General features: G+C 68.6%; 17 protein-coding genes. 6 read left to right on the top strand and 11 right to left on the bottom strand.

What is annotated here, in order from left to right; all coding sequences use genetic code 11:
• Positions 1–203 precede the first annotated feature (203 nt).
• Positions 204–1,052, top strand: coding sequence for a helix-turn-helix transcriptional regulator (locus ABZT04_RS09925; RefSeq protein ID WP_356054952.1), 849 nt, complete (start codon positions 204–206; stop codon positions 1,050–1,052).
• Between the two features lie 644 nt (positions 1,053–1,696).
• Here ABZT04_RS09925 and ABZT04_RS09920 read toward each other — a convergent pair.
• The gene (locus ABZT04_RS09920; RefSeq protein WP_356054950.1) at positions 1,697–1,954 is read right to left on the bottom strand and encodes an Atu4866 domain-containing protein; all 258 of its coding nucleotides are present in this window, start codon (positions 1,952–1,954) and stop codon (positions 1,697–1,699) included.
• A gap of 84 nt (positions 1,955–2,038) precedes the next feature.
• Positions 2,039–2,884 carry a helix-turn-helix transcriptional regulator gene (locus ABZT04_RS09915; RefSeq protein WP_356054948.1) on the bottom strand — a complete coding sequence of 282 codons (846 nt, stop codon included), beginning with the start codon at positions 2,882–2,884 and terminating at the stop codon, positions 2,039–2,041.
• A gap of 219 nt (positions 2,885–3,103) precedes the next feature.
• Here ABZT04_RS09915 and ABZT04_RS09910 point away from each other — a divergent pair, with 219 nt between their 5' ends.
• Positions 3,104–3,943, top strand: a complete 840-nt coding sequence (locus ABZT04_RS09910; RefSeq protein ID WP_356054946.1) for an SDR family NAD(P)-dependent oxidoreductase — start codon at positions 3,104–3,106, stop codon at positions 3,941–3,943.
• 91 nt (positions 3,944–4,034) lie between these two features.
• Positions 4,035–4,817 carry an SDR family oxidoreductase gene (locus ABZT04_RS09905; protein WP_356054944.1) on the top strand — a complete coding sequence of 261 codons (783 nt, stop codon included), beginning with the start codon at positions 4,035–4,037 and terminating at the stop codon, positions 4,815–4,817.
• 67 nt (positions 4,818–4,884) lie between these two features.
• Here the strand turns inward: ABZT04_RS09905 and ABZT04_RS09900 are convergent, their stop codons facing one another.
• From ABZT04_RS09900 to ABZT04_RS09890, 3 genes are read right to left on the bottom strand one after another with little or no spacing between them, the layout of a single operon-like run.
• Positions 4,885–6,126 (bottom strand): ABC transporter permease, encoded by a 1,242-nt coding sequence (locus ABZT04_RS09900; RefSeq protein WP_356054942.1) that lies wholly within the window; start codon positions 6,124–6,126, stop codon positions 4,885–4,887.
• Positions 6,123–6,857, bottom strand: a complete 735-nt coding sequence (locus tag ABZT04_RS09895; protein ID WP_356054940.1) for an ABC transporter ATP-binding protein — start codon at positions 6,855–6,857, stop codon at positions 6,123–6,125. Before ABZT04_RS09895 ends, ABZT04_RS09900 begins: the two co-directional genes overlap by 4 nt.
• Entirely contained in the window at positions 6,854–8,182 is a 1,329-nt protein-coding gene (locus tag ABZT04_RS09890; protein WP_356054937.1) for a hypothetical protein, read from the bottom strand. Before ABZT04_RS09890 ends, ABZT04_RS09895 begins: the two co-directional genes overlap by 4 nt.
• A 55-nt stretch (positions 8,183–8,237) precedes the next feature.
• Between ABZT04_RS09890 and ABZT04_RS09885 the strand changes: the two genes are divergently transcribed.
• The gene (locus ABZT04_RS09885) at positions 8,238–8,369 is read left to right on the top strand and encodes a hypothetical protein (protein WP_356054935.1); all 132 of its coding nucleotides are present in this window, start codon (positions 8,238–8,240) and stop codon (positions 8,367–8,369) included.
• Here the strand turns inward: ABZT04_RS09885 and ABZT04_RS09880 are convergent.
• Both ABZT04_RS09880 and ABZT04_RS09875 read right to left on the bottom strand, forming a co-directional pair.
• Positions 8,353–8,904: a hypothetical protein gene (locus ABZT04_RS09880; RefSeq protein ID WP_356054933.1), complete on the bottom strand. Its 552-nt coding sequence runs from the start codon at positions 8,902–8,904 to the stop codon at positions 8,353–8,355. The two genes, ABZT04_RS09885 and ABZT04_RS09880, sit on opposite strands and share 17 nt — an antisense overlap.
• 37 nt (positions 8,905–8,941) lie before the next feature.
• Positions 8,942–9,589: a hypothetical protein gene (locus ABZT04_RS09875; RefSeq protein ID WP_356054931.1), complete on the bottom strand. Its 648-nt coding sequence runs from the start codon at positions 9,587–9,589 to the stop codon at positions 8,942–8,944.
• 91 nt (positions 9,590–9,680) lie between these two features.
• Between ABZT04_RS09875 and ABZT04_RS09870 the strand changes: the two genes are divergently transcribed.
• Together ABZT04_RS09870 and ABZT04_RS09865 are read left to right on the top strand one after the other, a co-directional pair.
• Positions 9,681–10,385, top strand: a complete 705-nt coding sequence (locus tag ABZT04_RS09870) for a response regulator transcription factor (RefSeq protein WP_356054929.1) — start codon at positions 9,681–9,683, stop codon at positions 10,383–10,385.
• Positions 10,386–10,395: 10 nt separating this feature from the next.
• Positions 10,396–12,237: a HAMP domain-containing sensor histidine kinase gene (locus ABZT04_RS09865; protein ID WP_356054927.1), complete on the top strand. Its 1,842-nt coding sequence runs from the start codon at positions 10,396–10,398 to the stop codon at positions 12,235–12,237.
• Here ABZT04_RS09865 and ABZT04_RS09860 read toward each other — a convergent pair.
• From ABZT04_RS09860 to ABZT04_RS09845, 4 genes are all read right to left on the bottom strand, one after another.
• A complete protein-coding gene (locus ABZT04_RS09860) occupies positions 12,210–13,601 on the bottom strand; it encodes an amidohydrolase family protein (RefSeq protein WP_356054925.1) in 1,392 nt (463 codons plus the stop codon). The two genes, ABZT04_RS09865 and ABZT04_RS09860, sit on opposite strands and share 28 nt — an antisense overlap.
• A gap of 43 nt (positions 13,602–13,644) precedes the next feature.
• A complete protein-coding gene (locus ABZT04_RS09855) occupies positions 13,645–14,409 on the bottom strand; it encodes an Atu4866 domain-containing protein (protein WP_356054923.1) in 765 nt (254 codons plus the stop codon).
• Positions 14,410–14,630: 221 nt separating this feature from the next.
• Positions 14,631–15,119: a hypothetical protein gene (locus tag ABZT04_RS09850; RefSeq protein ID WP_356054921.1), complete on the bottom strand. Its 489-nt coding sequence runs from the start codon at positions 15,117–15,119 to the stop codon at positions 14,631–14,633.
• A 36-nt stretch (positions 15,120–15,155) separates the two neighbouring features.
• A complete protein-coding gene (locus ABZT04_RS09845; RefSeq protein ID WP_356054919.1) occupies positions 15,156–21,797 on the bottom strand; it encodes an RHS repeat-associated core domain-containing protein in 6,642 nt (2,213 codons plus the stop codon).
• Positions 21,798–21,844: the final 47 nt, after the last annotated feature.

Genomic DNA, 21,844 nt, shown 5'->3' with positions numbered 1-21,844 from the left:
TCGAGCGTGCATGCCTGGGATCTGAGACGCGACGGGGGTGCGAGATGACTCGCCGAAGTTCGCACCGATGATGGGCGCCCGAAAAGCGGGTGTCAACCCATCGCGGCAGCCGTCATGTTCTGGGTGGAGCGCAAGGGTTCCTGGGTGAAACGCACCCCCCTTATCCGTCCCAACCAGGCACCGCGGCGCCCTAGCCTCGATGTATGGACACAGACAAGGGCCCCGCCGCCGAGAACGCGCTGGGAGGTTTCCTCCGCGCACGGCGTGCCCGACTGCGCCCCGAAGACACGGGGCTCCCCGCGACCGGCCGCCGCAGGGTGCCCGGTCTGCGCCGCGAGGAGGTCGCCGCCCTGGCAGGGGTGAGCACCGACTACTACATGCGCCTGGAGCAGGGCCGCGAACGGCACCCGTCCCGGCGGATCCTCGAAGCGGTGGCACGCGCGCTGCAACTGGACGACGAAGCGGTCGCGCACCTGTTCAGGGTGGCCACCCCGACCACTCGGCGTACGCGCCGGGCGCCCCTGGTGGAGCGCGTCGCCCCGCCGTTGCACCGGCTTCTCGACACCTGGTCCGCCACGCCCGCCTTCGTGCTCGGCCATGCCCTGGACGTGCTGGCCGCCAACCGGCTCGCGGACGCCCTGCACTCCGGTTTCGCCCACTCCGACAACCTGCTGCGCATGACGTTCCTGGACCCGGCCGCGCGCGGTTTCTACCGCGACTGGGACCGCGCCGCCGAATCGGCCGTGGCCACACTGCGGCGGGCGGCCGGTGTCGACCCCGAGGACCCCCGGTTGCGCGAACTCGTCGGTGAACTCGCCCTGAAGAGCGCCGACTTCCGCGAGCTGTGGGCGCGTCACGACGTGCGGGGCAAGATCCGCGAGGCCAAGCTCTTCCACCACCCGCAGGTCGGCGACCTGGAGCTGCACTACGAGGCGTTCACCGTCAACAGCGCCCCCACCCAGCAACTCATCGTCTACCAGGCCGAACCGGGCAGCACTTCGGCCGACGCGCTCTCGCTGCTCGGGTCGCTCAGCGTCAGGGGGGCGAGGTGAGCGACGCCCCCTCTGGGAGAGTTCCTCAGAGCACGGCGTGCCCCGACTACTACATGCGCCTGGAACAGGGCCGGGAGAACAGCCCGTCGGCGCAGGTCGTCGAGGCGGTCGCCGTCGCAGTCCGCCTCGACCAGGCGGCGCTCGATCACCTGCCCAGGCTCACGCGCGCGCCGAACGAACGCCGTGGCGACCCTGCCGGTCAGGGTCGGGTCAGTCCGCAACTCCGCACCTGCACGCGATAGTTGGACGTCCTGGCGCACAACACCGTCGCCACCGCACTGCACAGCGGATTCCAGCGGTCGACAACCTGTCCCGGATGGCCTTCCTCGACCCGGCGAGACGCGAGTTCTACCGGAATTGAGAGAAGGTCGCGAACTCGTGCGTCGCCGAACTCTGGGCACGGCACCAGGTGTCCAGGACAAGACCCAGCAGGCGAAGGACCTCACGCACCCTCAAGTCGGCGCCCTGAAGACCCGGTTCTCGGCCTTCACGGTCAACGAGGCCCCCCGCAACTGCAAATGGTCGTCGAACACGCCGAACCCACCAGCCCCACTGCCACCGCCTCCGCCGAACTCCGTTCCCGAATGCGCGGAAACAATTGCGCGCCGGGCTCTCAGCGACAACTGAGGCCCGGCGCCCGACTTTCAGCGGTACAGGACGAGGTGTTCGTGGTAGAGGACTCCGTCCCGGACGTCGCCGGTGGCGGTGAAGCCGGTGTCGTCGACGTAGTCGATATGGTTTCCGGTGACGGTGTAGCTGCCGGTGTAGGCGCTCCGCCTGCTGCCACGCGCCTCGTCGTAACGGCCGTTCGGCAGCAGTTCCTGACGGATGAACCCGTCCGCGGTCACCCACATCCCGACGTACGGGTGCGGGTGGTTGCTGGAAGTGTCATTGCTGGTCATGGGTCTACGGTGGGCCCGGCGCCCGATGCCGACCAGGCCGCCGTCCACCCAGGTGCGGGCTTCCTGGGTGCCACGCACCCAGCGTCACAAGCGGCCGGACTCCGCGTATTTGGGTGCCGTCGCCTTGGCGCGCAGCTTTTCGAAGGCGGCGGCCGTAGGGCCGGCCGGTTCCGCCTGGTAGACCACGAGCTGTTGGTGCGGGGCGCCGTTGACGGTGAACGCGGAGAACTGGATGTACAGGTCGCCCACTTGCGGATGCTTGAGGTGCTTGCCTTCCTGGGACTTGCTTTTCACGTCGTGCCGCGCCCAGAGACCGACGAACTCCTCGCTGTGTTCCGAGAGTTCCTCCACCACCTCGGAGATCCTGGCCGAGGAAGGGGCATAACCGTAAGCCGCTCTCAGCTCGGCGACACAGGAGTGCGCCGCCCGCTCCCATTCCTGATAGAACTCGCGGCCGGCGGGGTCGAGGAAGACCATGCGGGCCAGGTTGTCGAACCTGTCGAACCCCGTGTGCAGGGCGGTCGCCATGGAATTGCCCGCGAGGATGTCGAGGGCGGGGCCGATGATGAACGCGGGAGTGTGCTCCCACCCGTCCATCAACTGCTGGAGCTGAACACCGACTCCATCGTGACCCCGGTCGGGGTGATGGCGTTCGGCGGCATGGCACAACCGGTGGAGATGGCCGAAGGCCTCCTCGTCGAGCCTCAGCGCCCCGGCCACGGATTCGAGGACCTGGGACGAGGGGCTGGTCTCACGGCCCTGCTCAAGCCTGATGTAGTAGTCGGCGCTGACCCCCGCCAGCATCGCGACTTCCTCTCTGCGCAGTCCCGGGACACGACGTCGGCCGTACTCGGGAAGACCGACGTCCTGGGGCTTCAAGCCTTCGCGTCGGGCTCTGAGGAAATCACCCAAAGGGGATCCATTGCTCATGGGGTCACACTAAACCGACGGGGGTACGGGAGGAATGGCCCAGGCGATGTGACCCCCCGCCGCCGATCGAACACCCTGCGTCACCACCATTCTTCCCAGCCTAGGTGTGTGACACCCAGGAAAACCGCTGCCTTCATAGGACTTCCGGCCGACGGCAGACTCAAACACGCAAGCCACCGAACCCCTGAAAAAGGGGAATCAACGAGAGAGGCATTTCTCATGGCTACGTGGTTCGTCACCGGAGCTTCGCGAGGAATCGGCGCCGAGATCACCCGCGCCGCATTGGCAGAAGGCAACAATGTCGTGATGGCCGTTCGAAATCCGGACCGCATCCCCGAAGATCTGAAGAATTCCGAGAACGTCTTCGCGGTCGCTCTGGACGTCACCGACAACGACGGGATCCCCCGGGCGATCGACGCGGCCGTGGACCGGTTCGGCGGGATCGACGTGCTGGTCAACAACGCCGGCCGCGGCCTGCTGGGCGCGCTGGAGGAGGTCACCGACGCGGAGGCCCGCTCGCTGTTCGACCTCAACGTCTTCGGCCTGATCAACGTCACCCGCGCCGTGCTCCCCGTCATGCGCAAGCAGGGCTCGGGCAAGCTGGTGCACATCGGCTCGCGCTCCGGCTTCGAGGGCGAGCCCGGCGTCAGCCTGTACGCCGCGTCGAAGTTCGCCGTCGCCGGTGTCAGCGAGGCGCTGTCGGCCGAGATGGCGCCGTTCGGCATCCAGTCGATGGTGGTCGAACCGGGGGTGTTCCGCACCGACTTCCTCGACAACAGCTCCCTGTCGGTCGCCGCGAACCGCATCTCCGACTACGACGACACCCCCGCACACGTGACGCTGGACTGGATCGACCAGGCCAACCACGCCCAGCTCGGCGACCCGGTCAAGGGCGCCGCCCTCATCGTCGAGGTCGCCTCCGGCGAGAAGCTGCCCACCCACCTCTACCTGGGCCGCGACACCCTTGAGCGGCTGGACGTCAAGTACCGGCAGGTGCAGGACGACCTGGCCCCGTGGCGCGAGAAGTCCGCGGCCACCGCACACGACGACGCCGCCTGACGCACCGTATCGCCCGACGCTCCCCCCTCTTCCCCCCCCCACAGCCTGACGCACCGTCAATCACCGTTCGCATCAAAGAGATCGAGGTTTTGTGATGTCCGCTGCCCTGCTCACCGGTACCCCCCTCGCCGACCGCGTCGCCGTCGTCTCCGGCGCCTCCAGCGGCATGGGCGCCGTCACCGCCAGGCGCCTCGCCGAACTCGGCGCCACCGTGGTCGTGTTGGCCCGCCGCAAGGACAAGCTCGACGGCATCGTGAAGGACATCGAGTCCGCGGGCGGCACCGCGCTGGCGATCGCCGTCGACGTCACCGACCGAGCCGCCGTCCAGCAGGCCGCCGACCAGGTCGCCGACCGCTTCGGCAAGGCGGACCTGGTGTTCAACAACGCCGGTGTCCAACTCATCTCGGGTATCGAGGAGTTGAAGGTCGACGACTGGCAGCGCCAGATCGACCTCAACATCAGCGGCTTGATGAACGTCATCGCCGCCTTCCTCCCCCACCTCACCGAATCGGCCGCCCAGGGCAAGGCGGCCGACCTGATCAACACCTCCTCGATCGCGGCCACCCGCATCCTGACCAAGTTCTCCATCTACTCCGGCACCAAGGCCTACATCAGCCACCTCACCCGCCTGCTGCGCGTCGAGTTGGGCCCCAAGATGGTCCGCGTCGCCACCATCGAGCCCGGCATGGTCGACACCGAACTCCCGGACCACGTCACCGACCCCGACGCCTCCAAGCTGATGGCCGACCTCATCCACGACATCGACGTCCTCCAGAGCGAGGACATCGCCGAGACGGTCGCCTTCATGGCAGCGGTCCCCCGGCACGTCAACCTCACCGAGATCACCATCCTCCCCACGGCCCAGGCCATCTGAGACACCTCCGACGCCGGTGCGGGCAGGGCGACTTCCGTCCCCGCCCGCACCGGCGTCGGCGCTACGGCTATGCCGTCGCCAGCGCCTCGGTAGGGGTCAGCCGGGAGGCCCTGATGGAGGGATACACCCCGGCGGCCATGCCGATCACGATCGCGCCACCGAAGCCCGCCGCCACCGAGGTCAGCGGGACGACGGGCGGCCAGCCCTGGTAGGAGGCGTAGCCGACGGTGGCCAGGACGCCGAGGACAGTGCCGGCCAGGCCGCCCAGCCCGGAGAGAGCCACGGACTCGGTGAGGAACTGACTGCGGATCTGGCCCCGGTTGGCGCCCAGCGCGCGGCGCAGTCCGATCTCGCGGCGGCGTTCGAGGACGGAGATGACCATGGTGTTGGCCACACCGATACCGCCCACGAGCAGAGCGACCCCGGCGAGTCCCAGGAACAGCGCGGAGAACGTGCTCTGGGTGGCCCGTTTGGCGGCCAGCGCGTCGGAGGGGCGGCTGACCGTGACCATGCCGGGCAGTTCGGGGTAGATGGTCGCGGGCAGGACGTTCCGTACCGCCTCCATCCGGTCTTCCTCGGCCTTGATGTAGAGCACTGTGGGATGGCCGTCGAACCTCAACTGCGTACGGGCCGCGTCCCAACCCACCAGGACCGCGCGGTCGATGTCGGGCGACAGGGGTGTCTGGTCGAGGACGCCGATGACCGTGAACCAGCGGTTGTTGATGTAGATCAGCGCGTCGCTGCCTCCGCCACCCGCATTGGCCACGCCGAGGCGGGAGGCCGCCACCGAGCCGAGCACCGCCGCAGGGAACTTCTCGGTGGCCGGGCTCAGGAACCGGCCCGACCGGACCTTGGCGTTGATCGCCTTGAGCAGGTTGGTCTTGCTGGCGAGGACGGTGAGGCCCGCGTAGTCGTTGGGGTCGACCTTGTCGTTGCGGTAGACGGTGGCGTGGGTGTTGGCGACCGCGCTGGCCTGCGTGACGGGTCCGATGCGGCGGACCATGTCCACCGACTGCGGGGGCAGGAGCACCGGGTTGGTGCTGGTGGAGTTCGGCACGGCCTGGAGCATGTTGGTGCCGAGCGCGGACAGCTCGTTCATCAGGGCCTTCTGGCTGGATGCCGGGATTCCGGTGACCACGATCATCGTGGCGATGCCGATCGAGATCCCCAGGGCGGAGAGGGCCGCGCGGATCTTGCGGGTACGGATGCCCAGCAGGCCGAGTCTGAGGATGTCGAGGGGGGCCAGCCGGACGGGGCGGGTGTCGGCGACCGGTGTGGTCGGGGGTGTCGGCGTGAGGGTGGCGGTCATGACCAGCTGTTCCCAAGTGCGTTGGCTTGAGCGGCGGTTGAGGTGGCGGTGTCGAGGTGGCTGTCGGCGACGAGGTGACCGTCGAGGATCTCCACGCGGCGGGGCAACTGGGCGGCGATGTCCCGATCGTGGGTGATGATCGCGATGGTGGTGCCCTCCTGGTTCAGTGCGGTCAGCAGGTCCAGTACGGCCCTGCCGTTGGCGGTGTCCAGGGCGCCCGTGGGTTCGTCGGCGAGCACCAGGGCCGGCTGGTTGACGAGCGCGCGGGCGATGGCCACGCGCTGCCGTTCGCCGCCGGAGAGCTGGTTCGGCAGATGCCGGGCACGGCGGGCGAGACCGACCCTGGCCAGCGCCTCCAGGGCCAGCGGTTGGCGCTTGCGGCGCGGGACCCCCGCGTAGAGCAGGCCGGTGGCGACGTTCTCGGCGGCGGTCAGACCGTCGGTGAGGTGGAACTGCTGGAACACGAAGCCGAGCCAGCGGCCCCGCAGCGCCGACAGTCGTCGGTCCGAGAGCCGGGCGACGTCCTGGCCGCCGATCTCCACCGTGCCGCTGGTCGGCCGGTCCAGGGTGCCCATGATGTTCAGCAGGGTCGACTTGCCGGATCCGGAGGGGCCGACGATGGCCAGCAGTTCGCCCGCCTCGATCGCGAGCGAGACACCGTCCAGCGCCTTGACCCCGCCGGGGTACGCCATGCCCGCGTTGAGCACGGCCAGGACCGGGCGCCGGTTCATGAGCTCGTCACGACCCGCAGGCCGGCGGTGACACCGGTACCGCTGACCTCCACGAGCCCCTTGGCGAACATCCCGGTCTTCACGGCCAGCAGCCGGCCGCCGGGCCGCTGGACCGCGTAGCCGCCCTCGCTCAGCGCGAGCAGCGCGTCCACCGGCACGGTGAGGACGCCCTTGTGGGTCTCCGAGGTGAACAGCACCTGCACCGGGGCGGAGGTCAGCTTCCGTATCGCCTCGTTGTCCGGCACCGAGACGGAGACGGTGAGCTGCGCGGGGCCGTCCGAGCCGCCTCCGCCGCCGTTGTCCTCGCTGCTCTGGACGGTCGTACCGATGGTGGTGACGGTGCCCGTGACGTTGGAGCTGTCGGGCAGGGTCACGGTCACCTTGTCGCCGCGTGACATCGTGCCGGCGTCCGACGCGTCCACCGGCACGGTGACGGACTTGGCGGTGGAGGTGACGGTCATCAGCGCCCCGTCGGCCGGGTCGGCGGACTGCGCCTGTACGGCACCGACCCGGACCGGGCCCGGCATGACGGCTATGTCGCCGATGCCGAGGATGCCGGTGGCGGGTACGCCGGTGAAGGTCTGCCAGCGTTTGATCGCGGCGATCAGGTCGGTGGTGAGGACGCCGTCGCCCTGTTTGACCTTGATCGAGGTGGGCGTGGAGGTGGGGGCGGCCGAGGGCGCGGCGGAGGCGGCGGAGGGGCTCCCGGACTCCTTGGCCGTGTCGTCCTTCGGGGCCGTGTCGTCCGTGTTCGCGGCGGATTCGTCCGTGGGTAGCGGCTGCTCTTGGGTGACCCAGGTGCCGGTGGCCGGCTGCGCACCGATGTCGAAGCCGAGCGCCCTGAGGTTGTCCGCGACCGTCTTCACGTCGGGGCCTGTGGTGCCCCTGGCCGAGAGCGTGCGGTACAGCGGTGTGTCGCCGTAGAAGACCGGCACCGGGTTGTTGTCCACCTTGTACAGCGGCTTGCCCCGCTTGACGGTGGTGCCCGTCTTCGCGAGCCAGGTGATCAGGCCGGACTTGCCGCCCTTCACGGTGAACGGTTTGCCGTAGCCGAGGGTGCCCTGGAGGGTCTGGTCGTTCGACAGGTCGGCCTTGGTCACCACGGCGGTCTTCACATGCGCGGAGTCACCGGCCGCGGCGGCCGGTTTCGGGTCGCCTCCGGGCCACATGGCGACGGTGAGCGCGCTCGCGGAGAGGACCGACAGGGCGGCGACGGCGATGACCACGCGCCGGTTCATCCGCCTTGCCCCGCGCGGGACTTCCTCGGCGTCGTCTACGCGTGGACGTATTCGGCGGAGTTCCTGGGTGTCGTCGGTTTCTACCACTGAAGGGCTCCTGCGTACTTTCTTTGTCGATGCGTGGTCGTTCATGCACTTCACCATGGCCCGTGCGCCGTCGCCGTATTTCGGATTCGTGGCGGCCACCGCCGCACCCGGCGAGGGCCACAAGCGCCGACATCCCGACGACGAACAGGACAACAGGGTGAGCGCGCACATCAGTTGTCACCGCTGAAGGCCTTCCGTTTGCAATCGTCTTGGATCTTGTACCCTTCGGTTTCACTCACCGTCGGGACATAACCCTCGTTGTAGGTCCACGAGAAGGCGTCCCTTCCCGCGGAGCGGTCCGGGATCATGTGGACCTTCATGCCCTTGTCGTTCATGCACTTGACCCATGCGCGGAAGTCGTCGACGTAATGGGGGTTCTTGTCCGGGTCCTCCTCCGGCGGCTGGAGCGGCTGCTTCGACAGACACGCTTTGTACTGGGCGGGGTACTTGGCGGCCGGTCCGTCGATGAACCAGGTGTCCCCCGCGCCGGGCTTGTGCGCGCCGGGAACACCCTTGTCGTGCAGACAGGCCGTCCAGACGGCGAACAGCCGGGTCGCTTCCTCGTTGCTGGTGTCCACCCGGAGCTGGGGACGGCCCGAGTCCGCGTCGGCGGTCGCCTTCGCCGAAGCACCGCTCCCGCTCGGGTCCTTGATCGAGGCGACGCCGTCGTCCTTGGCCTTGCCGCCACCACCACACCCGGTGAGGGCTACGAGCGCCGACATCCCGACGGCGAACAGGACAAGAGGGTGAGGTCGCGTATCACTTGTCATCGCTGAAGGCTTCCCGTTCGCATTTTTCGTCGATCTTGTCGAATTCGGCTTGGCTCACCGTCTGGACATAGCCCTCGTTGAAGGTCCACGAGAGCGCGTCCGTTCCCGCGGAGTGGTCCTGGATCATGTGGACCTTTATGCCGTGGTCGTTCAGGCACTTGACATACGCGCGGGAGTCGTCGACGTAGTGGGGGTTCGTGGACGGGTCCAGTTCCGGCGGAGGGAGCGGCTGCTTCGACTGACACGCTTTGACGGCGGCGGGGTACTTTTCGAGGTTTCCGTCGATGCTCCACGCGGTCGAGCCGGGCTTGTGCCCGGTGGGCGCACCCTCGTCGTGCAGACAGGCCGTCCAGACCGCCTCCAGCCGCGCCGATTCCTCGTCGCTGGTGTCCAGCCGGAGCTGAGGACGGCCCGAGTCGGCGCCGGCGTTCGCCTTCGCCGAACTATCGCTCCCGCCCGGGTCGTTGATCGAGGCGACGCCGTCGTCCTTGGCCTTGCCGTTGCCGTCCGCGTCGCTCGATCCGCCGCCACCGCACGCGGTGAGGACGACAAGCGCCGTCGCGCCGACGACGCCGACCAGGGATGTTCGCAGCGCACGGCCAAGATCCGGCCGCGCTCGGTCTGTGGGGTTCGACATGGCGGACACCGTGACCGGAGGTTATGAAGATCCTGTCAGACCGCGATCAGAATCCTGTCTGAGGTCACCGGGGCGAATTTATGGTGGGCGCATGAGCGCACATGTCCTGGTGGCCGAGGACGATGCCAAACAGGCCGAGATCGTCCGCCGCTACCTGGAACGCGAGGGCCACACGGCCCAGGTGGTCCACGACGGGCGCGCGGCGCTGGACGAGGTGCGCCGCAGGCCGCCCGACCTGCTGGTGCTCGACGTGATGATGCCCCTGGTGGACGGTCTGGACGTGTGCCGCATCCTGCGCCGCGAGTCCGATCTGCCGATGCTGATGCTGACCGCGCGCACCACCGAACGGGACCTGCTGCTCGCCCTCGACCTGGGCGCCGACGACTACATGACCAAGCCGTACAGCCCCCGCGAGCTGATGGCCCGCATCCGCACCCTCCTGCGGCGCACCCGGGCCGCCGCCGCCGTACCGGACGATCCCGTGCTGCGGGTCGGAGGCCTCGCCGTGGACCCGGTCCGGCGCAGCGTCGCGATCGACGGCCGCCAAGTCGACTGCACCCCGGGCGAGTTCGACATCCTCGCGACGATGGTCGCCGAGCCGGAACGGGTCTTCACCCGCAGCCAGTTGCTGGCCCGGACCCGCGGGTCCGACCGCTACATCACCGAGCGCACCATCGACGTACACGTCCTGAACCTCCGCAAGAAGATCGAACCCGCACCCCGTCAACCGGCCTATCTACAGACGGTGTTCGGCGTCGGATACAAGATCATCGACGGCAGCGACCGTGCGCGCTGAGACGAAGGCAATGACAGCCGAGGCCAGGCCCAGGACGCGAGTGCGGGCCAAGGTGCCGCTGCACAGGAGCCTCCTCGTCCGGCTGCTGGGCGCCTCCGTCGCGATCGCCGTCTGCGCGGTCGCGGCCACCGCCTGGCTGGCCGCGCGGACCGCCACCAGCGCCATCCAGCGCGAACAGGGCCAGGTCCTCTCGGACGACGCCGACATCTACGACACGCTCGTCGGCTACGCCGCGGTCCACCGCGACTGGTCCGGCGTACGACCGACCCTGCGCCGCCTGGCCGAGCACAGCGGGCGGCGGATCACGCTGACCACCCAGGACCGCAAGCCCCTCGCCGCGTCCGGCTCCGTCACCGCCCTCCCGGTCAGAGCCTCGGCGGTCGTCGACCCGCTGCGCACCGACCCGGCGCTGCTGCCCACCACCGAGGCGAACCGCATCGACCCCCGCGCCGTCGGCCCGTACCGACTGACCGCCGCCGACCGCGAGCACCTGCGCGACCTGGCGGCGAAGCCCCTCACCTGTCTGCACAACGCGGGCTATCCGGCCGTCAAGCTCACCGAGACACCCGACGGCCGCCCCTCGTACGCGCCGGCCGACAACCCCAAACTCCAGGCGATGTACGACAGTTGCGGTCTGAGCAGCCTCTCGGACAACCTGACCGAGACCGAGGTCACGGCGCTCGCCCGGCTCAACACCCTGGTCAACGAGTGCGTGCGGCGCGGGAATCTGGGCGACACCGTGAAGATCGGTCTCGACTTCACCGCCCATGCCGACAGCGCCCCAGCCGTGCAGAACTGCGTCGACACCGCCCGCCGCGACCAACTCGCCCCGTACGTCGCCTCCGCCGCCCTGCTCTTCGTCACCACGCCGGCCGGGAGAACCGCCCCCGGAATCGATCTCTCCGGGGAGAACACGGCCCGGATCGCCGGGGTCGCGGCCCTGGTGCTGCTCGTCACCGTGGCGGTCACCATCACCGTCGGCACCAGGCTGGTCAGACCACTGCGGGCGCTGGCCCACGCCGCCCGGCGTCCGGCGGGAGAGCACCTGCGGGTGCCGGTCACCACCAACGACGAGATCGGCTACCTGGCCGCCGCCTTCAACGACCTGTCCGAGCGCCGCGAACGCATGGAGGACCAGCGCAAGGCCATGGTCAGCGATGTCGCCCATGAACTGCGCACCCCGCTCAGCAGTATCCGCAGTTGGCTCGAGGCCGCGCAGGACGGTGTGGCCGTCTCCGACGAGGCGTTCGTCGCCTCACTGTTGGAGGAGGCCCTGCTGTTGCAGCGGGTCGTCGACGATCTGCAGGATCTGGCGGAGGCCGACGCCGGGCAGTTGCGGCTGCATCCCGAGCCGGTCTCCCCGCGCGAACTCCTCAACCATGTCGTCGCCGTCCACCGCAGCCGTGCCGAGACCGCCGGTGTCGCCCTCACGGCCCGCACCGAGGGCGATCCCCCGCTGTCCGCCGACCCCGTCCGGCTGCGTCAGGCCGTCGGCAACCTGGTGTCCAACGCCGTACGGCACACCCCGTCCGGCGGCAGCGTCACCCTGACCTGCCGTCGCGACGGGGACGAGGTGGCCATCGAGGTCGCCGACACCGGCTGCGGTATCTCCGAGGAGGACCTGCCCCGGGTCTTCGACCGGTTCTGGCGCGCCGAGAAGTCCCGCAGCCGTCGGACCGGCGGCAGCGGCCTCGGCCTCGCCATCGTCCGTCAACTCACCGAGGCCCACGGCGGAACGGTGTCCGTGACCAGCGCCCTCGGGGTGGGAACGGTCTTCACGGTCCGGCTGCCCGCCGACAGGCCGGGAACCTCGCCGGGTGATGTTCAGGCGGCCGGGGTGTTCAGCACGTAGTCGCGCGAGGCGTGCACCTCGGCGCGCAGGGCGGGCAGATCCACGTCGAGGACCTGCCCGTTCCACTTACGGGCCTCGCCGTTGACGATTACGGCGCTGATGTTGCGGGCGTCGGAGCCCAACACGACGGTGCCGATCGGGTCGTTGAGCGGCATGTTGTTGAGGTCCTCGGCCTGGATGACCAGCAGGTCGGCCTTCTTCCCCGGGGTGAGTGAACCGGTGACGCCGGCCAGGCCGTTGGTGCGGGCGCCCTGGAGGGTGGCGAAGTCCAGGACGTCGTGGGTGGTGATGCGGGAGGGCTGCCGCCCGGTGCCGTAGACGGAGTTGACTGCGCGCATCCGCTGGATGGCGTGCAGGGCCCGCATCTGCGTGAACATGTCGCTGGCCAGGGCGACTTCGACGTCGATGCTGAGTCCGGGGCGGATGCCGACGGCGAGTGCCTCGTCGACGGCGGGAACCGCGGTCTCCAGCCCGATCTGGGCGTCGGAGGTGGGGGCGAGGGCCACGGTGGTGCCGGTCTCCCCCATGATCTTCCATGCCTCGGAGGTGAGTCCGGTGGAATGGATGAGGGTGACCTCGGGGCTGAGGATGCCGTCCTTGACCCAGCGCAGCACGGCCTCGGAGCCGGACGCGCCGAACACGGCGTCCACGCTCACCCCAACCCCCAAGTCCTGGGCGACGCGGGCGAGTTCGGGACCGTAGGCGAGCGCGGGACCGGCGATCTCGTCGGTGGCCAGGGTCGCCAGGCGCAGGGTGAGCAGTTGGTCGTCACTGCTGAAGTACTGGTTCTTGAGGCGGGTCAGGTCACCGGGCCACTGCCGGTCCCAGTCGCCGAAGTGCGGCCCCATGGAGGCGTGCACGCCCCGGATGCCCGTGCTGATCAGCGCCTCGATCGCGGCGTCGGAGTGCTCGCGGGTACGGGAGTTGTGGGAGAAGTCGAGCATCGTGGTGATGCCGCTGTCGATCGCGGTCAGGGCGGCCAGCCTGGTGCCGATGAACATGTCCTCGGGCCGGTACACGGTCGCGTAACCGGCCAGCGTGGCCATGACGTAGCCGCCCAGGTCGTCGACGTCCGGCATGATCCGGCGCAACTGGGCCTCCCAGGCGTGCCGGTGGGTGTCGACGAAGCCGGGGGTGAGGACGGTGCCGGCGGCGCCCACGACTACGGCGTCGCCGGCGTCCAGGTGGGGACCGACGGCGGTGATGGTGTCGCCCTCGACGAGGACGTCGCCGCCCTCGATGATGCCGAGCTCGGGGTCCATGGTGACGACGGTCGCGCCGGTGAAGAGGACGCGCCGCTGGTCGGCGGGCAGGCGTCGGAGCTGGTCGAGGACGGCGGGGCTGGTGGTGTCGTTCACGTTCATGGGAGGCCTTCTTTTCTTACGCGCGAGAGGGAAGGGGGCGGGATCAGCCGAGTTTCATGACGTAGCCGGCGTGGTGGAGTTCGTCGTCCGTGAACTCGCCGTAGGCCCAGAAACCGAGGTCGTCGAGGTAGTCGATGCGGTCGCCGTCGATCCAGTACCGGCCCTGGTAGGCGTGCGGGCGCCCGCCCCGGGTCTCGTCGTAGCGGCCGTCGGCGGTGAGCTCCTGGTGCAGGAAGCCCTTGACGTCGATCCAGACGCCGACGCGCGGGCTGCCGGTGAGATCGGGGGCGCCCGTCTCGGGGGCGACTGCCCGGCCGGGGACGTCGGTACCGGCCCACAGGACGGGTCGGCCGGCCGCGACCAGGGCGCGGACCTGCTCCGGCCGGTTCAGAAGGGTGGCCACCGCGCTCGGCACGTCGTCGGCGAGGTCGTCGGGCAGCACGAGGAAGTCGGTGCTGTTGCCGGGGGTGAGGGTGCCGACGTGGTCGGAACGGTGTCCGCGCCCGCCGGTCAGGGCGATGGTGTCGACGACGGCGGGGGCGATGGTCATGCCGGTGCAGTCGACGACGATGGCGTTGTCGTCGCCGGCCGCGGTGATGATGCCGGGGCCGACGCCCACCAGCAGGGAACCGACGAACAGCAGATCGGCGCCGGTCACCGTCCCGATCAGCGGATCCGTCGTCAGGATCCGGGCGTTGGTGAACAGCACGGGACGACCGCCGTCGTCCGCGACGATCTCCTCCAGGGCCCGGGCGTTCCAGCCGGTGGTGGGGGCGGCGTCCGTGGTGTCCGCGTCGGTGATGTGCATGGCGTGCTCCTCAGTGGCGGATCCTCGGCAGCTACTGCGGCTGCCTGGCCACTAGGTTCATCGCACGACGGAATCGGAACCAGGTCGCGGTGTGCCTGGGTGCGCGGTACCTACCATGGGCACGGGGGCCTGCGAGGGGGCCACTGGGGGCGGCAGACGAGCCGGGGTATGCCGCTTTCCCGGCGGAAGCTTTCTCCGCGAACCCGCCCTGGTGTGACCACTCAGCCGCCGGAATCCTCCAGGGTGACCGCCCAAAGCGTTTCGTCCCAGCCTCCGGACCCGTCGTTACCGAAGCCTGCCTCTCCTGACGCCTCAGTACCGGTGTCGTCGTAGAGAACCACTTCGAGGGGCGGGTTGAGGAGGAGCTTCTGGCGACGGATGTCGGCGAGGCTTCTGTCGTGGCGGAGGAGTACGCGGCCGCTTTCGTCCCGGAGCGTGAAGTCGGCCCAGATACGAGGCGGGGAGGCGTTGGCGACGTACGGAGTGAGCGAACCGTTGTCGCCCTCCCGGTGAAGTCGCCCGCAGTTGCCGCACGCGTAGAGGGACGAGAAAGACGCCTCGACGGCACGTTGCCGTTCCGCGGTATCCAGATCCGAGGGGTCGGGCCAGGCGATCTGGTCGAAAAGGTCGTCGGGGACGAGACGGAACTGTTCTCCAGGATTGTGGGAACCGCTGAAGAGTTTGCCGCACACACACTTGAAGCCACCCATGTTCGGCCTCCTTCCTCCGCATTCCTACCAGGTGGCTCAGGCGATGGGTTCGATGGGTTCGATCGGCTCGAAGGGCAGGGGCTCCTCTTCGGGCTCGATCGGGGTGGACCCACTACTCCCGGTCGACCCGCGCGGGTTGAGGGGAACGCCGTCCTCGACGATCGGCGCGCCGCCCCCGACACCCACAACCGCGTCGATGTCGTCGAACACGCTGCTGGCCCCGGGCTTGATCACCTGGGTCTCGTCGAAGAAGTTGCCTTGGTCGAGGCTTACCGCCTTCACCGCGTCCATGTCGATCTGATCCTTGGCCGCGCTGAGAATGGCACTGGCATCGTCCTCGGACACCCCCTTGAAGCTCACTACGGCCGCGTCCGCCTGCCGGTCCTTGCCGGCCATCTGACCTGCCTTGTCCTTCAGCCGCATGATGGCGCCGTTGACCGCGTTGCTCGCACGAGTGACGATGTCGACCCGGATCGCTTCGACGATCTTTCCACCCGACCACTTCAGGCGAATCATGTCGGCCGTGCGTCTGCCCTTTTCCCGCAGGATTCCGACGTACTGGATGCCGTCCTGGTCACCGAAGTCCGAGTACTTGCCCTGGTCCTTCAGTCCGTTGTTGAGGTAGTCGAAGACCGGCTTCTCATCGGCGTTCCCGTTGATCTCACGGTTGTTGAGCCGATATGTCGAACCGTCTTTCAGGGTGAGGGTGCGGGAGCCGCCGTCGCCCTTGTTCGGCTTGCCCAGGGTCGCGGCCGCCGCGGCCCCGGCGCCGGCGGCCGTGGCCGGCTTGGACTTCTTGCAGGGCAGTGACGGGTCGTACAGGCAAGTGCCCTGTGTACCGCCCGGGTCGAGCCCTGTGGGGTCGCTGAAGTTCGTCGGATTGTTGCGGGAGTAGGTATAGGCGTTCAGCCCCTGCGGCGCGTACGGACTGCTCATCGGGTCCGCGCTCAGGAAGCGTCCCAGGGTGGGGTCGTAGGCGCGGGCGCCGAGGATGTCCAGGCCTGTGGAGTCGTCTTCGGTCTTGCCGAGGAAGCCGCGGTCGGTGCTGCTGGGCAGCGACGTGGAGCGCTGGGCGCCGAAGGGGAGGTAGCGGCGGCGGCCGGCGGTGCCGGTGGCGGTGTCGATGGTGACCTGGCTGGAGTTCTGCAGGTCGGACATCACCCAGGTGAGGGTGCCGTTGCCGGTGCCGGCGACGCGCATGGCGGACGTGGAGGTGCCGTCACTGTAGTAGCGGGTGGCGACGGGACTGGCGGTGCCTGCCTTGTGGATTTCCTGGGCGCCGAGGTACAGGACGGACTCGGTGGGAGCGACGCGCTCCAGGAGGTTGCCGTCGGGGTCGTAGACATAGCTGGTGGTCTTGTCACCGCCGGTGGCGTGCACGGTGGTCTTGGTGAGCTGGCCGAGAGTGTTCCAGGCGTAGTCGGTCGAGATGCCCGATTCGGTGCGGGACTTCATCCGGCCGGCGGCGTCGTAGCTGTAGGCGTTGGTGCCACTGGAGGTGGCAATGCTGGTGACGCCGTGCGGCTGGGCGGCCCCCGCGGTGTAGGTCGACTGGTCGGCGGAGTAGCCGGGGTAGACGTAGTCACGGACGGCGGCGCCGGAGGAGGTTGTGCTGGTGACCTTCTGCAGGTTGCCGATGCCGTCGTAGGTGTAGTCCAGCTGGTACGGCGACAGCGCGGTGCTGGTCAGGTCCGGGGTGAACGCGCCGGAGCAGCCCGTGGCGGCTTCCGTTGTCCATGCCCTGGTGACGCGGTCGAGCTCGTCGTAGGTGTAGCACTCGCTCTGACCGGTGAGGTTGTCCTTCAGCCCGGTGGTCTGCCCGGACGCGTCGCGGGTGTAACTGTCGTTCTGGACCGTGCCCTTCGTACTCGTGGTCGTGGTGATGTTGCTCAGCCAGCCGGTACCCGTCGAGTCGTCGTAGGCGTAGCTGCGCTGGGCGGTCGTCGTGGTGGTCGCCGTCGTCCCGTAGGTGCGCCCGGTGAGCCGGCCGAGCGTGTCGAAGTTGGTGGCGTCGACATAGGTGGTGCCCAGCGAGCCGGTGACCTTGGTGGGCAGACCGAGGCCGTCGTACGCGGTGGTCACCGTCTCTGCGGGCAGGCCGCCGACCGCGGGGTAGGAGACGCTGGTCTGGTGACCGGCGGCGTCGTAGCCGTAAGAGTAGGTGTAGCTGCCGGCCATCCCCATGCCGTCGTCGGGCAGCGTGTACTTCGTGCCGGTGGCCCTGCCATCCGCGTCGTAGCCGGTGACCGATGTGGTGTACGCCTTACCGCCGGAGTAGGTGGTCGCCGACGCCAGTTGGCCCAGGCCGCCTGCGGCCGTGTCATAGGTGTGGGCGGCCAGAACCGTGCTGCCCTGGCTGACGGACAGCGGCCGGTTCAGGTTGTCGTACGCGTAGGTCACCTTGGCGGTGGCCGGGTCCGTCGCGGTGGCGCTGGTCGCGTCGGTGGTGGTGAACACGTTGCCGTTGTCGTCATACGTGGTCGACGAATGGCCCGTGTCCGGGTCAGTGGTCGTCAGACGCTCGCCGGCCCAGTCGTAGGTGTAGGTGGAGATGTTGCCCTTGGCGTCGGTGATCTTCGACAGCTTGCCGGTGGCTGTGTACAGGTAGGAAGTGGTGTACGTCGAACCGCCGAACTCGACCACCTTGGTGGGCTCGCCGAACACGTCGGTGTAGGTGTTGGTCCGCTCCCCCACCGACGGCACCGTGGTGGTGTAGTCACCGTGATAGTTGGTGATCGTCTGGTCCTGGATCTGCGGCTTCTCGTAGACCAGGATCCGCGACTGGGTGGTACGCCCGGCGAAGTCCACGAGGAGGTCGGTGTACGACGGCAGAGACGCGACCGTCGGGTTCACCATGGCGGAACCGGCGCTGCTGGTGTTGTAGAACGGGGCCGAGGTACCGGTGACGTTGCCCGAGGTGTCGTAGCGGGTCGATGTCACCGTGCGGCCGGTGCCGCCGGGGGCAGTGGTCTGGGTCTCGCGGGTCCGGCCCAGACCGTCGAGGTAGGTGTACGACGACACGTACGTGGTACCGGACTGCAGCGTCTCGCTCTTGACGACCGGTGGCGCGTCGCCGCGGTTGACGAGGTACGGCACTCCGTCGGAGTTGCTCGCGGTGGTGATGGTGTAGGTGAACCTCATCGACGGGGTGGTGCCGGCGTCGTAGCCACTCACCTCGGTCGGCTTCCACACGGCCGAGGTCCGTCCGACCGAGTCGTGGTCGATCCGGGTGGTCCGCCCGTTGGCGTCGAGGATCTTGTACGCGCTGCCCCACAGCCGCGAGTACCAGGTGGTGGTGGACATCGCGGTGCCGGAGCCGGACCCGTCGGGATCCGGCGTGGTGACCTTCACTCCGCTGGTCGGCCAGGACGTGGCCGACGAATACGTCGTCGTGGTGGTGTGGTTGGCGGTGTCGCCGGTGGCGTTGCCCTTGCCGTCCGTGCTGGTCCGGATCCGGCCTGCGGTGTCGTAGGTGCTGGTGACCGTACGGGAGTGTGTCGCGTCGGTGTAGACGGTCGAGGTCGTGGGGTTGCCGTCGGTCGGCTTGTCCGTGGCCAGCGACGTCGCCCCGTCGTACAGGGTGACGGTATCGCTGTCGCGGTTGGCGTCGGTGCGGTTCGCACAGGTGGAGGCGTGGTGGATCGTCTCGTCGCGGAGCACCATCCACCGTTTGACCGATGAGTCGGTGAAGGTGTCGGTGTCGTAGGCGCGGCCGTAGACGGTGCAGCGTTCGTCGCCGGTGACGCCGCTGTCGCCCGCGTCCTCCGTACGAACCGGCAGACCGTAGGTGGTGCTGACCGACGAGGAGTTGTCGTAGACGTTGGTGACAACGTGCTCGCGCCAAGCCCCGCCCGAGATCAGTTCGTCCGTGGTGGTCGCGGCCTCCCGTACGAACCGAGCGTCGGGCAGTCCGTCGTAGGTGGCGGTGTCGTACCACCAGTAGCCGTGCCACACCCGCTGATGGGACTGACCCGTACCGTCGCGCTGGCTGGACTCCAGGACCTGGCCGCTCAGCCAGGCGTGGTCGGTGTAGCTGGTGCCGGCGCCGTCGGTCACACTCGCGCTGCGGGTCTGCGAGGAGTCGGTCTTGGATGTGCGGTCGCCGTCCATGCCCTGGTACAGCCAGTAGTACGTGGAGGCGGCATTGGCCTTCGTACCGGTGAAGACCTCCACCTGCTGATAGCCACGCCAGTCCGACCACGACTCGTCACTGTCCGGCGTCAACGGGTCGTTGGGGAACGCCCACGCGGCGCCGCCGTGGTACTCGTAGGTGGTGGTCATCACCGGATCGCCGTCGTCGTCGGCGCCCTTGCCGACACCGGCGTCCGAAGTGACCTTGCTGACGAGGTACTTCTTGAACCACCCGCTGCGCTGACTGGTAGCGCCCTCAGGAGTCCACATCTGCTTGAAGCAGTCCTGGGTGTTGGACGACTCCGTAGGCAGATTGTCGATGTCGCAGGCGTCCGGCTGAGCGTAGGTGACATCCACGAAGGAGCCCAGGTCGCCGTGGACCTCGTTGACCCGGCGGAAGTTGAGCAGGCTGGAGCCAACCTGGTTGTCCTTCCACTCACCGTTGAAGTTGATCGTCGGCAGGGTGATGTCCGGGCCGTCGCCGTAGCCCTTGCGCTCCACGTAGTCCAGCCACAGCTGATTGCCGATGGTGCCGGACGGGTCGGGGAGGCCGTACTTCATCTGGTACTGCATCGCCGGATCCCAGGCCGAGGTGTCACTGTCGCGGACCCAGGTGTGGATGTCCCACAGCATGTCGGTGGAGAAGAACGTCGGTGAGTACGTCACTCCGGTGATGCTCTTGCACGAGTCGTCCGCCGCGGTGCCGTCGCACATCAGGTCCGTCGGCACGTCGGGATAGGAGTCCGGGTGGTCGGAGATTCCCGGGCAGGCAGGGACGGACTGCGTCAACGGATCCGTGTACGACATCCGCTCCACACACCGGCCCACATGACCGAGCGTCACCTCGGCCGGTAGCTGCGCCCCCGAGATCTGCGACGCCCACCCGTACTCGATGCGCGTCAGGTACGAGGCGGCGTCGTAGACCCTGGCCTTGTCCGTGGAGATCACCGAGCGGTAGTGATTCTCCTGCTTCTCGTAGAAGTACGAGGTCTCCACCTCGTTCGCGTCCACGACCCGGTCCAGGTTCCACCGGTACGCCTGTGTGCACGGCTCCGGGAACTGCGAGTAGCACGGCTCGCCCGCGTTGTTGCCCACCACCGGTACGGTCAGCACCGAGTGCGTGTACTTGTCCCAGTTCGCGTCCGGGTCCGTGCGCTCCGAGCGGCCCCAGCCGAAGTAGTAGCGGGTTCCGTTCTGCTCGGAGATCACCCAGTACTCGTCGTCCGCGCCGTGGCCGCCGGTCAGGTGCTGCACCCGCCAGCCCGGGTCATCCTGCACGTGGTACGAACCCGTGCCGGTATCGTCCTGCACCAGTTCGGAGTTGACCCCGTTCAGGCTGATCACGTACACCGCGCCGTCCGGCTCCTTGGCGGTGTTCGGCGAATCCCAGCACAGGTCGCCCACACCTGAGACGCCGTCCTGGCTGCAGTTGCGATACCGCCGCTCGATGTAGCCGACGTTCAGGTCCCAGCCCAGACCTGCCCACGACGCCTGGGTGTTCGCCGCCGACGTCAGGCCGTCCACCGACTGGGAGTTGTACGACAGAGACAGCGAGGGCGCCGACCCGGTCGGAGGCTTCGGCAGTTCGATCGGGAGGTTGTAGGTGAACGCACCGGACCCGGCCGACACGTTCCACGAACCCGACGGACTCAGCGACGACGCCCGGTAGTCGCCGGCGTCCGAAGACGATCCCGACGCCACGGCGTACACCGTCGCCGACGACGAAGTGGACGCCGCCAGTGGCGCCGACCGCTCCAGCTGCGTCGAGGTACCCGATATCAGGCCTTCCGAGTCCAGTCCGTCCGACGGCAGTTGGCCCGAGAGCGTCCCCGAGGGGTCCCCGTCCGCCTCGACCGTCGCCGTCAGGGTGCCGTTCTTCGTGTCGTTGGTCGCCCGGACGATCGTCCGGTCGCCCGGTGAGCACCCCTTGACCTTCGGGGTGGTCAGCGCACATGCCGGGAACTTCACCAGCCGCACGCGGGAGGCGAAGTCACCGCCGTAGGCGTTCTTGAAGCCGGAGTAGTCCAGCGTCATCAGCACCGGACCGGCGGCGGAGACCCCGTCCTTGCGGGTCAGTTGGACTCCGAGTCCGACAGCACCCGCCGGGGCCACCGCCTTGCGGTCCAACACCTCGACGTGCACCGAGGCCGGTACAGAGGCCGCGTTCGCCGCTCCGGTGCCGTTCAACAGACTCGAGTGCGGAGCGTTGTTCACCAGGTCGTAGGGGGCCGGGCCGACCGACACCGCCGCAGCCTTGGCGTCCGCACTGGTGCCTGCCGCGTCCACCACGGCACCGGACGGGGCCACGGCAAGGGCTGTGCCACGCTTGACGCCCTTGAGGTTCACCACGGCACCGGTCGCTTCGGGCCAACTGGCCTTGGCCGGCTTGGTCGGTGTCGGATCCACCTCGTCCTTGCGAGTCGCCGCGGCGGACTGCGCGGGCACCGAAGGCGTGCGCGTGACATGCGATGTCGCCGACTGCGGTGCGGCCGTCGCCGGAACACCGGAGACTAGGCCGGCCACCAGGGCGCCGGAGACGACAAGCATCAGGCTCTTCAACCGCGACGACACCGAGCAACCCCCACCAGACATGG

This window comes from Streptomyces sp. NPDC005492 (assembly GCF_040605995.1).
Lineage (GTDB): Bacteria > Actinomycetota > Actinomycetes > Streptomycetales > Streptomycetaceae > Streptomyces.
This window is presented reverse-complemented; position numbering and strand designations above follow the sequence as displayed.

Bases quoted from the DNA above. Each gene is read 5' to 3' on its own strand.
- ABZT04_RS09920 (WP_356054950.1), bottom strand. From the start codon at position 1,954: ATGACCAGCAATGACACTTCCAGCAACCACCCGCACCCGTACGTCGGG.
- ABZT04_RS09870 (WP_356054929.1), top strand. From the start codon at position 9,681: ATGAGCGCACATGTCCTGGTGGCCGAGGACGATGCCAAACAGGCCGAG.
- ABZT04_RS09850 (WP_356054921.1), bottom strand. From the start codon at position 15,119: ATGGGTGGCTTCAAGTGTGTGTGCGGCAAACTCTTCAGCGGTTCCCAC.
- ABZT04_RS09925 (WP_356054952.1), top strand. From the start codon at position 204: ATGGACACAGACAAGGGCCCCGCCGCCGAGAACGCGCTGGGAGGTTTC.
- ABZT04_RS09860 (WP_356054925.1), bottom strand. From the start codon at position 13,601: ATGAACGTGAACGACACCACCAGCCCCGCCGTCCTCGACCAGCTCCGA.
- ABZT04_RS09895 (WP_356054940.1), bottom strand. From the start codon at position 6,857: ATGAACCGGCGCCCGGTCCTGGCCGTGCTCAACGCGGGCATGGCGTAC.
- ABZT04_RS09910 (WP_356054946.1), top strand. From the start codon at position 3,104: ATGGCTACGTGGTTCGTCACCGGAGCTTCGCGAGGAATCGGCGCCGAG.
- ABZT04_RS09880 (WP_356054933.1), bottom strand. From the start codon at position 8,904: ATGTCGGCGCTCGTAGCCCTCACCGGGTGTGGTGGTGGCGGCAAGGCC.
- ABZT04_RS09865 (WP_356054927.1), top strand. From the start codon at position 10,396: ATGACAGCCGAGGCCAGGCCCAGGACGCGAGTGCGGGCCAAGGTGCCG.
- ABZT04_RS09875 (WP_356054931.1), bottom strand. From the start codon at position 9,589: ATGTCGAACCCCACAGACCGAGCGCGGCCGGATCTTGGCCGTGCGCTG.
- ABZT04_RS09900 (WP_356054942.1), bottom strand. From the start codon at position 6,126: ATGACCGCCACCCTCACGCCGACACCCCCGACCACACCGGTCGCCGAC.
- ABZT04_RS09885 (WP_356054935.1), top strand. From the start codon at position 8,238: ATGGCCCGTGCGCCGTCGCCGTATTTCGGATTCGTGGCGGCCACCGCC.
- ABZT04_RS09845 (WP_356054919.1), bottom strand. From the start codon at position 21,797: ATGCTTGTCGTCTCCGGCGCCCTGGTGGCCGGCCTAGTCTCCGGTGTT.
- ABZT04_RS09915 (WP_356054948.1), bottom strand. From the start codon at position 2,884: ATGAGCAATGGATCCCCTTTGGGTGATTTCCTCAGAGCCCGACGCGAA.
- ABZT04_RS09855 (WP_356054923.1), bottom strand. From the start codon at position 14,409: ATGCACATCACCGACGCGGACACCACGGACGCCGCCCCCACCACCGGC.